At 60.2% G+C, this 14,794-nt stretch carries 18 protein-coding genes; 9 read left to right on the top strand and 9 right to left on the bottom strand.

Going from position 1 to position 14,794, the window contains the following annotated elements:
* Positions 1–115: 115 nt before the first annotated feature.
* The 4 genes from SM764_RS08075 to SM764_RS08060 form a co-directional block, all read right to left on the bottom strand.
* A complete protein-coding gene (locus SM764_RS08075) occupies positions 116–553 on the bottom strand; it encodes a VOC family protein (RefSeq protein WP_369001479.1) in 438 nt (145 codons plus the stop codon).
* Positions 553–1,545: an alpha/beta hydrolase gene (locus SM764_RS08070; protein ID WP_369001478.1), complete on the bottom strand. Its 993-nt coding sequence runs from the start codon at positions 1,543–1,545 to the stop codon at positions 553–555. The genes SM764_RS08075 and SM764_RS08070 overlap by 1 nt, the downstream gene beginning before the upstream one ends.
* Positions 1,542–2,288 (bottom strand): alpha/beta fold hydrolase, encoded by a 747-nt coding sequence (locus SM764_RS08065; RefSeq protein WP_369001477.1) that lies wholly within the window; start codon positions 2,286–2,288, stop codon positions 1,542–1,544. The genes SM764_RS08070 and SM764_RS08065 overlap by 4 nt, the downstream gene beginning before the upstream one ends.
* An 88-nt stretch (positions 2,289–2,376) precedes the next feature.
* Positions 2,377–3,042 (bottom strand): DNA-3-methyladenine glycosylase I, encoded by a 666-nt coding sequence (locus SM764_RS08060; RefSeq protein ID WP_369001476.1) that lies wholly within the window; start codon positions 3,040–3,042, stop codon positions 2,377–2,379.
* Positions 3,043–3,280: 238 nt separating this feature from the next.
* Between SM764_RS08060 and thrS the strand changes: the two genes are divergently transcribed.
* The 5 genes from thrS (at position 3,281) to SM764_RS08035 (ending at position 8,070) form a co-directional block, all read left to right on the top strand.
* Positions 3,281–5,227: a threonine--tRNA ligase gene (thrS, locus tag SM764_RS08055; protein WP_274839522.1), complete on the top strand. Its 1,947-nt coding sequence runs from the start codon at positions 3,281–3,283 to the stop codon at positions 5,225–5,227.
* A 232-nt stretch (positions 5,228–5,459) separates the two neighbouring features.
* Positions 5,460–5,765, top strand: a complete 306-nt coding sequence (locus tag SM764_RS08050) for a BufA1 family periplasmic bufferin-type metallophore (protein WP_065270710.1) — start codon at positions 5,460–5,462, stop codon at positions 5,763–5,765.
* Positions 5,766–5,851: 86 nt separating this feature from the next.
* Complete coding sequence (gene bufB, locus SM764_RS08045; protein ID WP_369001475.1) at positions 5,852–6,739, top strand: MNIO family bufferin maturase; 888 nt, start codon at positions 5,852–5,854, stop codon at positions 6,737–6,739.
* Complete coding sequence (locus tag SM764_RS08040) at positions 6,736–7,488, top strand: HvfC/BufC family peptide modification chaperone (protein ID WP_369001474.1); 753 nt, start codon at positions 6,736–6,738, stop codon at positions 7,486–7,488. The genes bufB and SM764_RS08040 overlap by 4 nt, the downstream gene beginning before the upstream one ends.
* A 15-nt stretch (positions 7,489–7,503) precedes the next feature.
* Positions 7,504–8,070 carry a DoxX family membrane protein gene (locus SM764_RS08035; RefSeq protein WP_369001473.1) on the top strand — a complete coding sequence of 189 codons (567 nt, stop codon included), beginning with the start codon at positions 7,504–7,506 and terminating at the stop codon, positions 8,068–8,070.
* Between the two features lie 70 nt (positions 8,071–8,140).
* Here the strand turns inward: SM764_RS08035 and SM764_RS08030 are convergent, their stop codons facing one another.
* Positions 8,141–8,458 carry an arsenate reductase family protein gene (locus SM764_RS08030; protein WP_274828399.1) on the bottom strand — a complete coding sequence of 106 codons (318 nt, stop codon included), beginning with the start codon at positions 8,456–8,458 and terminating at the stop codon, positions 8,141–8,143.
* A gap of 220 nt (positions 8,459–8,678) precedes the next feature.
* Between SM764_RS08030 and SM764_RS08025 the strand changes: the two genes are divergently transcribed.
* Positions 8,679–8,885, top strand: coding sequence for a cold-shock protein (locus SM764_RS08025; protein WP_065270715.1), 207 nt, complete (start codon positions 8,679–8,681; stop codon positions 8,883–8,885).
* A 58-nt stretch (positions 8,886–8,943) separates the two neighbouring features.
* Here the strand turns inward: SM764_RS08025 and SM764_RS08020 are convergent, their stop codons facing one another.
* On the bottom strand, positions 8,944–9,420 hold the full coding sequence (locus tag SM764_RS08020) for a dihydrofolate reductase (protein WP_274832535.1): 477 nt from the start codon (positions 9,418–9,420) through the stop codon (positions 8,944–8,946).
* A gap of 15 nt (positions 9,421–9,435) precedes the next feature.
* Positions 9,436–10,269 carry a thymidylate synthase gene (locus SM764_RS08015; protein ID WP_369001472.1) on the bottom strand — a complete coding sequence of 278 codons (834 nt, stop codon included), beginning with the start codon at positions 10,267–10,269 and terminating at the stop codon, positions 9,436–9,438.
* A 247-nt stretch (positions 10,270–10,516) separates the two neighbouring features.
* On the opposite strand from SM764_RS08015, the gene SM764_RS08010 reads away from it, so the two are divergent.
* From SM764_RS08010 to SM764_RS08000, 3 genes are all read left to right on the top strand, one after another.
* Positions 10,517–11,563 carry a hypothetical protein gene (locus SM764_RS08010; RefSeq protein WP_369001471.1) on the top strand — a complete coding sequence of 349 codons (1,047 nt, stop codon included), beginning with the start codon at positions 10,517–10,519 and terminating at the stop codon, positions 11,561–11,563.
* A gap of 7 nt (positions 11,564–11,570) precedes the next feature.
* A complete protein-coding gene (locus SM764_RS08005) occupies positions 11,571–12,995 on the top strand; it encodes a surface lipoprotein assembly modifier (protein ID WP_368947056.1) in 1,425 nt (474 codons plus the stop codon).
* Between the two features lie 72 nt (positions 12,996–13,067).
* On the top strand, positions 13,068–13,496 hold the full coding sequence (locus SM764_RS08000; protein ID WP_065270720.1) for a VOC family protein: 429 nt from the start codon (positions 13,068–13,070) through the stop codon (positions 13,494–13,496).
* A gap of 449 nt (positions 13,497–13,945) precedes the next feature.
* Here the strand turns inward: SM764_RS08000 and SM764_RS07995 are convergent, their stop codons facing one another.
* On the bottom strand, positions 13,946–14,443 hold the full coding sequence (locus SM764_RS07995) for a MarR family winged helix-turn-helix transcriptional regulator (RefSeq protein WP_197492335.1): 498 nt from the start codon (positions 14,441–14,443) through the stop codon (positions 13,946–13,948).
* 78 nt (positions 14,444–14,521) lie between these two features.
* Complete coding sequence (locus tag SM764_RS07990; RefSeq protein WP_369001470.1) at positions 14,522–14,794, bottom strand: succinate dehydrogenase assembly factor 2; 273 nt, start codon at positions 14,792–14,794, stop codon at positions 14,522–14,524.

The following is a 14,794-nucleotide window of genomic DNA, read 5'->3' as shown; positions in this document are numbered from 1 at the left end:
CTGCGGTGCCTCGCTGTTCTGCGCCCTGCAGTCTGCCGCAAGGTCACACAGGTCTCATACTGCAACTTTGTAGAGAGTTTTATGAAATTGCAAGAAGTTAGAGGTCAATTAGAGATCAATCCGCCTCGGGAAATCCATTCCAGCGAAAGGCGCCATCTTCAGACAGGGGCGAAAACGGATTATGGGCGATTTCCCAGATATGGCCATCCGGCGCGCGGAAGTACCCGATGTATCCGCCCCAGAACGCCTCGCCCGCGGGGCGCAGCACCTCTGCCCCCGCAGTTCTTGCGGCCTCCATCAGCACGTCCACCTCTTGGGCGCTGCGGGTGTTGTGGCTGAGCGTCATCGCCCCGGTCCCCAGCGCCTCTACCGGCAGACCGATATCCTCGGCCAGTTTTTCAATCGGATAAAGGCCCAGCGTCTGCGAAATCAGATCGAAGGCAACAACCCCATCCGGGCTTTGCGCCCTTTGCCAGCCCAGCGCCTCGTAAAAGGACGTCGCCACCTCCATATCCGGCACCCCCAGGGTGATCAGGCTAATCCTCTGTTCCATCACTTCACCTCCAGATCGGCCAGCCAGGACAGGATATCCTCAACGGCGGCCTCGGTTTGGCCCGGCGACATGATATCCCCGGCCATGACATGCGCATAGGGATCATCACCAGGACCGGGCGTGTGGTTCTTCACCTCGACCGGCCCGCCCCAGCGCGCCGCCACTCCAGTGGTCAAATCCGGGCGGACCACGCGGTCCTGCAGGGAATACCAGAACAGCGCCGGAATCTGCGCCTTCTCCACGGGCAACGCCATCACCGCGCGCACCAGCGCCGCCATCGGCATCGCCGCCACGGATGGGTAAGAGGTGGTCCAGAACCGACCATGTTCCGGGCTGCGCGCCGGAAAATTGCGTTCTTTCCCTACCAGTAGCGGCAGCCAATAGCGCGCAGCGGGCCAGGTTAGTAGCGGCGCTGCCGGATGATTGACGCCGTAGTTCGGGGAAATCATTGCGAGCCCCACCAGATCCTGCGAGAGCGCCGGATCAAGCGCCGCGGCGGTCATCAACGTCGCCCCTGTTGAGGTGGCGATCACCACCACCCGATCGCCGACCGCGCGCGCCGCCGCCAGAGCCTCGGCCACGTCCTGCATCCAATCGTTGACCGTTGGTTCGGCCATCGCCGCGCCGGGGCGCCCGTGGCCCGCCAGCCGGGTATAGACAAGGTTCGCACCCAGCGCCGCCGCAACCCGATCCGGCACCGGGCGGATTTCCTCGGAGGTGGCAGAGAAGCCGTGGATATAGACCACCGACAGCGGCGTACGCACTTCGGGCTGCCCGGCCCAGATCACCCGTTTTTCCGCACCGGGCGTGATATCGGAATAGGCGCTTTCGACGGTCTCGAAATAGACCCCCACCCCTTCACCAAAGCGGCGCGGCTCGAAGGAGGCTGAAAGGTTCACCGGCTCATAAGGCCCAAAGGCCCAGAGCGCCGCCCCGGCGGCCGACAGGGCCAACCCGGCGCGGACCAGCCATTTTGCCCCGCGCCGTATCATGAAGCGCCAAGCACCTCTTCCAGCGCCGCCTCGATCAGGCCCAGACAGGCCTCATCGGAAAACCGGTGGTCTGCGTCCTTGACCAATGTCAGCCGCATGTCTTCGCATTCCGCGTGATCCAGCAGCCGCAGCGCGGTCTCGGTGGAGACAGCCGTATCGGCCGTGCCTTGCAGGCAGCGCACCGGAAAAGGCAGCGCCAGCGGGCTTCGCAGGACCAGACGGGTGCGCCCATCCTCGATCATTCGTTGGGAAATGCGGTAGGGTTCCATGTAATCACTGGGCAGCTCCACATAACCCTGCGCGTCGAGTTCGGCCTTCTGCGCATCGGTGAAACTCGCCCAGTATCCATCCTCGGTGAAATCCGGCGCGGCAGCTATGGTGACCATCCCGGCGATGCGTTCGGGTACGGCGCGCGCCAGAAGCAGCGCCTGCCAGCCGCCCATGGAAGAGCCGACCGGCACGATGGGCCCTTCGGTCAGTGCCGCAATAGCCGCCAGCGTGTCTTCGTGCCAATCGCCAATGCAGCCATCCTCAAACGTTTCCGAGCTTTCCCCGTGGCCGGAATAGTCAAACCGCAAAAAGGCGCGCCCCTGCGCCTGCGCCCAGGCCTCCAGATGGATGGCCTTGGTGCCCTCCATGTCGGACTTTAGCCCGCCAAGGAATACGATCACCGGCCCAACGCCATCAGTCTTGTGATAGGCGATGCGCCGCCCTTGGGGCGTTTCCAGATAGTTGGCCGTCATCTCGCGTGTCCTTCTGTCATGTCTTTCGCCAATCCTCTGCCATGTCGTGGCGCCATATGCAAAACCAGCAATCCGTCGGCGGGCGAGCCTATATGCTGAGCGCGAGAATGCGGGAAATCTCTGCCAGAGGCCGCCCCGACTGCGCCTGCCATGTATTGAATGCCTCTTGCGCCGCCAGCATGGCCTTTCTTGATCCCGGCGGGCCCGATATCACCCCTTCGGCAACAAGACGGGTGACCACGTCTTTGGTGAAAACATAGCCATCGCGCCCTATCTGCCGCAGGACATAGCCGCCGGTGGTGCCGCCCAACCGGGACCCTTCGGATTTGAGCCACAACAGCAGTTCCCCAAACCGGTCATCCGGCCAATCGGCGATCTTGCGGCCAAAACCACCCGCCTCTGCCGAGACCTCTTGAATGAAAACCGCGTTTTCCTGAATGGCGCGCAGTTTCGGGGCGTTGCGAATGATCCGCTTGTCCTGCAACAGCGCATCAAACCATTCATCGGACATCAGTGCCACGCGCCCCACCTCGAACCCCTCGAAGGCGGCAACGATATCGTCCTCTTTGGCCTCAATCATCTTTGTGTTCATGCCGGTCGAAAAGATCCGCATCGCCATGGTCTGCAGCCAGATAGCGTCCGGGATCTCTGCCACCTCCGCCTTGGGGCGGATCGTCGGCAGCATGGCCGCAATTGCCTCGGGGCCGCCATGGCGATCCGCCGCCAAGTCCAATATCTCTTCAAAACTATGCATGGTGCTCTTTCTAATCGGGCAATCGGGCAAAACACCCGGGGATCGTGACCCCGCGCCCATCAAAAGGCAAGAATGGAAAGAAAACCAATATGCTGTGGCTTCTTCCTCTTTACTCAAGGTGAGGCCAAGACAGACTGCAGTGGTTGACAGCGCCAGCGCCTCGGTCAAAAAGGGGCACACACACCATAACCCGCAACCGGGCGTTCAGTGGGCGCCAAACCGACGAGGAGCAGCCGATATGGCCCAGATCTCTCTCACCCTTCCTGATGGCAATTCACGATCCTATGACGCAGGCGTAACCCCTGCCGAAGTGGCTGCCGATATTTCGACCTCGCTGGCCAAGAAAGCAATTTCGGCCACTGTCGATGGCAAGCATTGGGATCTGCAATGGCCGATCAATGCCGACGCCTCCATCGCCCTGCACACCATGAAGGACGAAGAGCAGGCGAATGAGCTGATCCGTCACGATCTGGCGCATATCATGGCCCGCGCGGTGCAGGAAATCTGGCCCGAGACCAAGGTCACCATCGGCCCGGTGATCGAAAACGGCTGGTATTACGATTTCGACCGCGCCGAACCCTTCACCCCCGAAGACCTTGGCGCCATCGAAAAGAAGATGAAGGAAATCATCAACAAGCGCGAACCCGTGACCACCGAGGTCTGGGACCGCGAACGTGCGGTGAAATTCTATGAAGCCAACAACGAGCCTTACAAGGTCGAGCTGATCGACGCCATTCCCGGCGACGAGCCGCTGCGCATGTACTGGCACGGCCACTGGCAGGATCTGTGTCGGGGTCCGCACCTGCAGCACACCGGACAGGTGCCGGGCGATGCCTTCAAGCTGATGTCCATCGCGGGCGCCTATTGGCGCGGCGACAGCGACCGCGCCATGCTGCAGCGGATCTATGGCGTCGCCTTCACCGGCAAGGAAAAGCTGAAAGCCTACCTCACCATGCTTGAGGAAGCTGCCAAGCGCGACCACCGCAAACTGGGTCGAGAAATGGACCTCTTTCACATGCAGGAAGAGGCCCCCGGTCAGGTGTTCTGGCACCCCAATGGCTGGAAGGTTTACACCACCCTGCAGGACTATATGCGCCGTCAGCAGGAACGCGGCGGCTATGTCGAGGTTAACACGCCGCAGGTCGTTGACCGCAAACTGTGGGAAGCCTCGGGCCACTGGGACAAGTACCAGGAAAACATGTTCATCGTCGAAGTGGACGAGGACCATGCCCGGGAAAAGGCCGTAAACGCGCTGAAACCGATGAACTGCCCCTGCCACGTGCAGGTGTTCAACCAGGGTCTGAAATCCTACCGCGACCTGCCGCTGCGCATGGCCGAGTTCGGCTCCTGTGCGCGCTATGAACCCTCTGGGGCGCTGCACGGCATCATGCGGGTGCGCGGCTTTACCCAGGACGATGGCCACATCTTCTGCACTGAGGATCAGATCGAAAGCGAAACTGCGCGTTTCATCGACTTCCTGTCGAAGATCTACGCCGACCTTGGCTTCCACGACTGGACCATCAAACTGTCGACCCGCCCCGAGAAACGCATCGGCAGCGACGAAAGCTGGGACTTCGTGGAAAAGGCGCTTGGCGATGCCTGCAAGGCGGCCGGCTATGATTTCGAAATCCTCGAAGGCGAAGGCGCCTTTTATGGTCCCAAGTTGGAATTCACCCTGACCGATGCCATCGGCCGGAACTGGCAGTGCGGTACGCTTCAGGTGGACCCCAACCTGCCCGAACGCCTCGAAGCGACCTATGTGGGTCAGGACGGCGCCAAGCACCGTCCCTTCATGCTGCACCGCGCAACGCTCGGCTCCTTCGAACGTTTCATCGGCATCCTGATCGAGGAACACGCGGGCAAGCTGCCGTTCTGGCTGGCACCCCGTCAGGTGGTTGTCGCTTCCATCACCTCGGAAGCCGATGATTACGTTGCAGAAGTCGTGGAAACGCTGAAGGCCGCAGGCGTGCGCGCCGAGGCGGACATCCGCAACGAGAAGATCAACTACAAGGTCCGTGAACACTCGCTGGGCAAGGTGCCGGTGATTCTGGCGGTCGGCCACCGCGAGGTGGAAGAGCGCACCGTTTCCGTGCGGCGCCTCGGTGAAAAACAGACCAAGGTCGAAACCCTCGCCGATGTAACAAAATCGTTGGGCCTTGAGGCCACGCCGCCGGATCTGCTGTAACAATTGCAGCTACCGCTATCAAAAACCGGCTCCCAATCGGGGGTCGGTTTTCATTTTATAGTTGATTAACGTTCACAATCAGATGGTTAAGCGCCACCAGACTGTCACACTTCCTGACGCCCGCGTGACACACAGCCTCGTGAATTTAAAGACCTTCGGACCTGGGTTAGGGTTTTCACGTACCCCAAGGGTATACTCGATATACCGCAAAACCCGTTGAGGAGGACTTCATATGTCGAACCACGCAAAATCCCTCGCCGTCGCCAGCGCGGTTGCCGCTGCCCTGACCGCTGCAACCACCATGCCTGCCGCTGCGCAGAGCAAGGAAAAGTGCTACGGCATCTCCCTGGCCGGCCAGAACGATTGCGCCGCCGGCCCCGGCACCACCTGCGCGGGCAGCTCGGTCGTTGACTATCAGGGCAACGCCTGGACCCTGGTCGACGCAGGCACCTGCGCCGAAATCGAACTGCCGGAAATGGCAGACGGCACCGCGCGCAAAGGCTCGCTTGAGCCGCTGGAACGCGACCTGCCCGCATAATAATTGATTTCGTGAAGGGCGCGCGCCTGCCCGCCCTTCACATTTTCGCCCCGCCCCAAGCCACGACCAGACGAGCAGGACACGCCATGCTGGACGCCGTACTTCCCAACCAACTGCCGACGACCCCCGGCGTGGGGTACAAGCCGCAGCATTTTGACGCCCTGATCCGGTCTGTGACGGATGAACACGGCCCCGGACCAGTGCGCTGGCTGGAAATCCATGCCGAGAATTACATGGGCGACGGCGGACGCCCTATCGCGCAGCTGCGTCATCTGGCCGAACGGTTTGCCATTTCCGTGCACGGCGTGGGCCTGTCGATTGGCGGTGAAGCGCCGCTGGACCGTGACCACCTTGCGCGGTTGAAAAAGCTGGTCAACTGGCTGAACCCGGCGAGCTTCTCTGAGCATCTCGCGTGGTCCACCCATGACAGCCATTTCCTGAACGATCTGCTCCCCCTGCCCTATACCACAGAGACGCTAGACCGGATCTGTGATCACATCGACCAGCTGCAAACCACCATCGGCCGCAGCATGCTGCTGGAAAATCCCTCCAGCTATCTCGCCTTTGACGAAAGCGACTGGTCCGAGCCGGAATTTCTGGCCGAAATCAGCCGCCGTACTGGCTGCGGTCTGCTGCTGGACGTCAACAACGTCTTTGTCTCGGCGACCAATCTCGGGTTCTCGCCCACCGGATATATCGACGCCTTCGCGCTCGATAAGGTCGGCGAAATCCATCTGGGCGGGCACGACGAAGATGAAGACGATCACGGCGCGCCACTGCTGATCGACAGCCACGGGCGCGAGGTTGTGGACCCTGTCTGGTCTCTGCTCGACTACACCTTGGCCAAATCCGGTCCCAAACCTGTTCTGATCGAATGGGACACTGATGTGCCGGACTGGCCTATTCTGCGGAACGAAGCAATGCGTGCGGATCAGGCCCTGTCGAAAGTTGCCCCGACACAGGTGGCGAGATGAAACTGTCTCAAACAGGTTTTGTCAGCGCCTTGCTGGCGCCGGATGTCCCGATTCCGGATGGGCTGTCGGATGGTGTTGGCCGTCCGGCTGGTCGCCGGTTTTCGGTCTACCGCAACAATGTGGCGGCCTCTCTGACAGAAGCCCTGCACGAAGGTTTCCCGGCGATCGCGGGCCTTTTGGGCAAGGAGAACATGGACGGGCTTGCCGGGCTTTACTTTCGCAAGCACCCGCCCGCCTCGCCCCTGATGATGCATTTCGGCGGCGATTTCCCTGATTTTCTGGCCGGGATGCAGCAGCTGAACCATCTGGGCTACTTGCCCGATGTGGCCCGTCTCGAACTTGCGATGCGCCGCTCCTACCACGCAGCCGACGCAACGCCCGCCGCACGGGATGCGCTGGCCGGGATGTCCCCTGATGTGCTGATGTCACTGAAGGTGGGAATTGCCCCGGCGGTGGAACTGCTGCGCTCCGACTGGCCGCTATATGACATCTGGCGTTTCGCCACGCAGCCCGGCGCCCCCAAACCCCGGGCCGAGGCGCAGGACGTGCTGATTACCCGGCCCAAATTCGATCCCATCGCACAACCGCTGCACCCTGGCGGCGCCGATTGGATCGACGCCCTGATACAGGGGCAAAGCATCGGGGCAGCCTACGAGCTTGCTCTGCAAGCGAGCCCCGATTTCGACCTCTCCCAACCGCTGGCCCTATTATTAGAGGGCGGCGGCCTGACCGATCTGATGATCTCATGACATAAAGGAAAACCAATGCGTTCTGTTGTTTCGCTCCACAACGCGGTCTTCGGCTCCATCGAAACCGCGGGCAGCTGGCTGTTGCCTGCCCTCACCCGTTTCGTCTTTGCTGCAACCCTGCTGATGTATTTCTGGGTCTCCGGCGTCACCAAACTGGGCGACGGCGTCCTCGGTCTGTTCAGCCCCTCCATGGGGGCCTATGCGCAGATCTTCCCGAAGCAGTTCGAAGCCGTCGGCTATGACGTTTCGCAGCTGGGCGCGTTCCACTGGCTGGTCGTCATGGCGGGCACCTGGGCCGAATTCATCCTGCCGCTGCTGCTGATCATCGGCCTGTTCACCCGTCTTGCCGCGCTTGGCATGATTGGCTTTGTCGTGGTGCAGTCCCTGACCGATATCTACGGTCACAACGGCACCGATCCGAAAACACTTGGCGCCTGGTTCGACCGCTTCCCGGACGGCATCATCCTGGATCAACGTCTGCTGTGGGTCTTCCTGCTCAGCGTACTGGTGATCAAAGGTGCCGGCGCCCTGTCGCTTGATGCAGTGCTGCGCCGCAAATTCGCTGCGACCGATCCGGCCTGATCTCAACCGAAATCGTCACGCGTCATTCCCGCCATCCCCGCCAAAAACGGGGATGGCGTTTTTCGTTACCTTATTCGGGCAGAAGGGCCTGCTGAACGCTCTTGTCCCAGCCAAGGTACAGCTTGCCGTCATCTTCGATCAGGGGCCGTTTCATCAGCGCCGGATGTGCGCGCAGCAGATCAAGCGCCGGGGTTTCCCGTTCAGCGTCGCTGAGCCCCCGCCATGTGGTTGAGCGCGTATTGACCAGTTTGCCTTCAAATTCAGCATAGGCGCGCTCCAGAACATCATCCGGCACGCCATCGGCCCTGACATCCACCAGTGTAGCCTCTGGCAAGAGTTTCAGTGCCTTACGGCAAGTATCACAGTTCTTCAGTCCAAAAAGCTGCATCGTATCATTCTCTTTCGCTTTGGATCGTTTCCCGTAATTTACGGAAGATTTTGAGGTCTGGTCTTGATTTTTTGTTCACGCATGTAACAGTCGGACTTGCCTAGACATTTTTCGGATGCCGTATAGCTCCTCACGCAGCATTGTCCGGCGCCGAAGAAAGGCAATTGTGAACGCCTTGGCAATATCCGGGGCGCGTATAAGGTAGAAGGAGACACGGAACATGCCAAGTGGCACCGTGAAATGGTTCAATAACACAAAGGGTTACGGATTTATCGAACCCGACACAGGCGGCAAGGATGTCTTTGTTCACATCTCTCAGGTCGAACGTTCCGGATTAAAGGGACTCTCTGACAATATGAAAGTCGGTTACGAGTTGACTGAAGGTCGCGATGGCCGACAGATGGCCGGTGAAATCACCGAACTCTGACGGGGGTGAGGCGGCGCGCACAGGCACGCCGATCCACGCGACACCTCACCAGGCCATCTTATCGTCTGAGGTACTCCACCAAAGCGCAGGCCGGATCTGCCGCCCGTAAGGCGGTGGTTCCGATGGGGTTCCAATCCGCCTCGCTGAAATTGGGGAAGAACGTATCAGCGCCTTCGACGGCAACATCGACTTCGGTGATCAGCAGGCGATCAGCCAGCCCCATCATCGCAGCATAGATCCCGGCGCCACCGATGCCATAGACGCGCCGGTATCCCTGTGCATAGGCCATATCGATGGCCTCCCCGATCGAGGCGCAGACGGTATCCGCTGCGGCGGGATCTGATGACACCACGATATTCAGGCGGTTTTTCAGTGGCTTGAACGGCAGGCTGTCCCAGGTCCGGCGCCCCATGACGATGGCGCCGCCCAATGTTTCCCTCTGAAACGCCTTCAGATCCTCAGGCGCGTGCCAGGGGATCGTATTGTCCTTGCCGATGGCGCCATCCCGGGCGCGGGCTGCGATCAGTGTAATCATCTGTGCCGCTCTCCCTTAAACCGCGACCGGCGCCTTGATGCCCGGATCCGGATCGTAATTCAAAAACTCGAAATCCTCGAAACGGAAGTCGAAGATCGATTGCACATCCCGCTTGATCCGCAGCTGCGGCAGGGGTTTCGGCGTGCGCGACAGCTGTTCCTGCACCTGATCCATGTGGTTTGCATAGATATGCGCATCGCCCATGGTGTGAATGAAATCACCAACCTCATAGCCCGTCACATGCGCCAGCATCGCCTGCAACAGCGCGTAAGAGGCGATATTGAACGGCACACCGAGGAACATGTCCGCCGAGCGCTGATAAAGCTGCAGATGCAGCTTGCCGCCCAAGATCCGCACCTGCCACAGGGTATGGCACGGCGGCAGTGCCATATCCGGCACATCGCCCGGGTTCCAGGCTGACACGATCAGGCGGCGGCTGTCGGGCGAGGTTTCGATCATCTGCACCAGATCCGCGATCTGATCGACGCTGCCCGCGCGATAGAGGGCTTCGTCCCCCGTGGTTCCGGGCACCAGATCCAGACGCGGGAACCGGCGCCACTGATAGCCGTAGACCGGCCCCAGATCGCCATTCTCATCCGCCCATTCATCCCAGATCGACACCCCGTTGTCCTTCAGGTAGCCGATGTTGGTATCCCCGGAGAGAAACCACAAAAGTTCGTGAATGATCGAGCGCAGGTGCAGCTTCTTGGTGGTGACCAGCGGGAACCCATCGGCCAGCGGATAGCGCGCCTGCATGCCGAAACAGGACAGTGTCCCGGTGCCGGTGCGGTCACTGCTGCGCGTGCCGTTCTCCAGAATGTGGCGCAAGGCGTCGTGATATTGCTGCAAAGGTCATCCCCTCCCCGGCCGCGCCCGGTTGCCGGGCTGTTTCACCCTTGGTCATACCCGTTGCATCGGTCCGCGCCAAGGCCCTGCCCTACGGACCTAAGCGAGAACAAGCATGGGGTGAACTATGGCATTCCGGACAGCCCCGCCGACAAAGTTTTACCCATCCCGCAAATCCGTTGACTTTTGGAGTGCCGCGGCAAATTGTGGGAAAAAACCGCCCAGAAGTTCGAGCAGAGGCAGGCATATCATGAATAAGATCACCGGCGCATTTATTGCGGCGCTTGCGCTATCGGCGTGCGGCAACGGCAATCCGTTTACCGAGGACACCACCGATAACAGCGGCGACACTGGCACCGACACCGGAACAGATACCGGTATCGACGGGGACGGCCGCCCGCCGGGGACCCCCTCCCCGACCGCTGACACCTCCATCTTCCGCCGCGAAGGCACCAGCACCGAAGACGCCTATATCGGCAATGGCTACGCCACCGAAATCAGCTATGACAGCGACAACGATACGTTCTCGGTCGACAACCTCGCCTTTGATGGCGACGGCACCTATTCCCGCGGCACCGCCGTCAGCAGCCTTGGTCCCTTTGCCGTTTACGAGGCCGACGCCCAGTATAGCGACATCACCGACAACGAGCCAATCAACCAGTTCACCCACCGGGCGATCTACGGCGTCAGCACCTCCGGCAACAGCAAATTCGCCATTGTCCGCACCGGCGCCTATGCCGGTTATGGCTTTGGCGGCTTCGTCTATCAGCGCGATAACTCCGTCACCCTGCCCAGCAGCGGACAGGCGCAGTATAATGGCTCCCTGGCCGGCCTGCGGGACTACAACGGCGCCGCGGGACTGGAGTACACCACCGCCGACGTGCAGATCGCTATCGACTTTGACGACTTTAACCCGGCGACCGGCGGGCGTGGCGATGCCGTGAGGGGCAGCCTGACCAACCGGACCATCTACGACACAGACGGCAATGACATCACCAATGACGTGATCAACCGGATCAACGTCGACAAGAACCTGACGCTATCCAGCATTCCGGTTGCCGTCTTCGATGTCGGCCCGAACAATCTGGATGACAACGGCGAAATCATAGGCACCCTGCAAAGCACCTATGTCGATGCCAACGGCACGGCCCAAACCTATGAAACCGGCAATTACTACGCGGTGGTCTCGGGCGACAATGCCGAGGAAATCGTCGGCGTCGTTGTGCTGGAAAACTCGCTTGACCCGGCTGCAAATTCCGTCCGCGAGACGGGTGGCTTCATCGTCTACAATAACTGAGCCTGAGATGCCTCGCGTTCAGCCGCTCAGCCAAGGTCTGGGCAGGGCTGCACTGGTCCTGCTCTGCGCGACGGTTCCGGCCTCTTTCGGGGCCGTGACCACGGCTGCGCCTTCGGGTGAAACGGTGCTGACCCCGGCTCAGATGCGCGCTGCGGCGACGCAGCTCCTGAAGGTCAGCAATCCGAAACAGGCCATGGCCCTGGCCGAGGCGCTGATCTCACGCGACCCAGAGGACCGCACCGCGCTCCTCATCAAATCGCGGGCGGCGCGGGATCTGGGCGACTATCCCACCGCACGAAAAACAGCCAAACAAGCCTGGTCACTGGCCGAGACCGACAGCGACCGATACGCAGCCGCCCTGATCATGGCGCAAGCGCTTTCCTCGGGCGGGCAACGCACCATGGCGCAATTCTGGCTGCGCCGCGCCGTGGAACATGCCCCGGACGAACAGCTGGAGCGCCGCGCAGTGCGCGATTTCCGATACCTGCGCGCCAGCACCCCCTGGCTGCATCGGTTTTCCTTTTCGGTTTCTCCCGAATCCAACATCAACAACGGCTCCTCCGAGCGGTCCTCATTCCTGAATTACGAGCTGGCAGAGGTGCTTCTGGGCCAACCCGTGGAGTTCGAGCTGGGAGGCACCCAGATGGCGCTCTCTGGGATCGAATACGCAGTGGGCTTGCGATCCCGATACCGGTTTCACGAAACCGAAACCCGGGCTCATGACCTCGCCTTCTCATTGGATGCGCGTAGCTATACCCTCTCTTCCGAAGCCAAGGCACAGGCGCCCGGCGCCGAGGGCAGCGACTTTGCCTTTGCCACATATCAGATGGGCTATGGCTTGCGTGGCATCAATCTGGACCGTAGGGGCGAATTCCGCGTCGCCGCCGATCTGGGGCAAAGCTGGTACGGCGGTGAGGAATACGCCCGCTTCCTGCGCCTTTCTGCCGGGCAAAGCTACAAGCTGGACCGCGGCCGCCGGATCAACGCGCGCCTGTCGCATGAAATTCAGGACGGTGTCGCGACCAGCGACCAGGACACCTGGCGCGCAGATCTTTCCTACAGCTTCAAGCTGCCCTCTGGCGCAACGCTCTGGACCAACCTGTCTGTGGCCGGGGCAACGTCAAACTATGCCCCCGACGAATTTGAGGAGGTCGGCCTGCGCACCCAGCTGACGCTGGGCAAGCCGATCCTCGGCGCGACGGCGCAATTTGGTCTTTGGGGGCGGGTCCGGGATTATGACGTCTCCCCGCACAGCCCGGACGGGCGCCACGATGACCGCTACCAGGCAGATGTCTCGCTCACCTTCAACAAGATTGATTACTACGGTTTCAACCCGACGGTCAGCATTTCAGCATCCAAGCTCGACAGCAATATCGGCCTCTATGAATCGCATCGCTTCGGCGTGAACTTCGGCATTCAGTCAGCTTTCTGACCCCCGCCCCCTCGACTTTCCGGACCTGAAGGTTACTGTCGGCCCGAACGTGATCAGATCAGGGAAAATCACATGCCCCTTACCTATTTGCACACTATGGTCCGCGTTAAGGACCTTGAGAAATCCATGGCCTTTTACAAGCTTCTGGGCCTTGTAGAGACGCGCCGCTATGACAGTGAGCAAGGCCGGTTCTCTCTCATCTTCCTCGCGCCTCCGGGTCAGGAAGATGCCCCGATCGAGCTGACCTACAACTGGGATGGCGACGACGGACTGCCGAGCGACAGCCGCCATTTCGGCCATCTCGCCTATGGCGTCGATAACATTTACGAGATGTGCCAGCACCTGATGGACAATGGCGTCACCATCAACCGCCCGCCGCGCGACGGGCGCATGGCCTTTGTGCGTTCCCCCGACAATATCTCGGTCGAGCTGCTGCAGAACGGTGAAGCTCTGGAACCGGCAGAGCCCTGGGCCAGCATGGAAAGCTCCGGGCACTGGTAAAGCCAGCAGCCTTCCGGCTGCTGGGCCAGAGCACAGGAGCCGGTTCAGGACACCAGAACAGAACACGTGAAAAAGGCGGCCCCGTTCCCGGGGCCGCCTTTTTCTGTTTTTGTCGCCTTTATTAGCGCTCCACGCCGCGTCTTGGCTACGGGCAGCGCGTGTACCTCTATACGCCCCCTGCCGTGTTCGGTCTGTCGGGGCCTTGATCTTTACTGGCTAAACACCGTTTCCCTTTGGGGCCATGTATTGATCTGTTGAGGCATTCTTGCCTGTGCGACACTCACCCTCGCGGCTGAGCTCCTGTAGGTCGCAAACGGTTCACTCTTGAATTCTTCAAGTCGGGGTTTTGGCTGCGTTTTACAGCCGTACTAGGGTCTTCTTAACAGGTAGATCGAGCAGCCTTTCTGGCTGCATGGCAGCGGCCTTGGACCAAACGGTCCAGCACCATATCAGTAGATGTAGCGGATCTGGTCAGACCAGTAGCGCTCCACACGTTTCAGCGAGGCGGTAATGTCTGCAATACCTTCTCCGCTGATGACACCTTTGCCTTCCAGGCCTTCTGCGTGACGCGAGAACAGCCCAGCCACGATATCGCGGATTTCCCGGCCACGCGGCGTCAGACGCACACGCACCGACCGGCGGTCGATTTCGCAGCGCTGGTGATGCATGTATCCCATGTCGACCAGCTTTTTCAGGTTGTAGCTGACGTTGCTACCTTGATAGTAGCCACGCGTCTTCAGTTCGCCAGCGGTGACTTCATTGTCGCCGATGTTGAACAGTAATAGCGCCTGGACGGCGTTTATTTCCAGAACGCCTACGCGTTCAAATTCATCCTTGATCACATCCAGCAACAACCGGTGCAGACGTTCTACCAGCGCCAGTGCTTCAAGGTAGCCAGTCATGAACCCTTTTCGGTCCTGCTGGCCAATTGGCAATTCCATACTCATTCGCATCTCCGACTCGAATTTGCTGAGAGACAGAATGCCTACAATTTCCGAAAAATCAGTTAAGCTGAATTTTTATGATTATTGATAGGTTTGCGCAATGTGTTGAACCAGCTCAGAAAACGCTTCGGGCGCCGGGACCTGCCCCGTAACCCATTGATATAAATCCTGATCATTTTCATGAAGCAGCCGGTCATAGAGGTCGAGATCCGCCTCTGACATGACCGCGAGGTTGGCCTCAGCATAAGCGGACAGAAGAATATCCATCTCTTTGATTCCACGCCGCATCGACCGCATCTGCAAACGCTTCAGCCGGTTTTCGCGTGTTTCTGCCCCAGGGGTCTGTCCGCTCAT

The sequence above is a fragment of the Pseudophaeobacter sp. 1A16562 genome (genome assembly GCF_041008785.1).
Classification (GTDB): domain Bacteria; phylum Pseudomonadota; class Alphaproteobacteria; order Rhodobacterales; family Rhodobacteraceae; genus Phycobacter; species Phycobacter gallaeciensis_A.
This window is presented reverse-complemented; position numbering and strand designations above follow the sequence as displayed.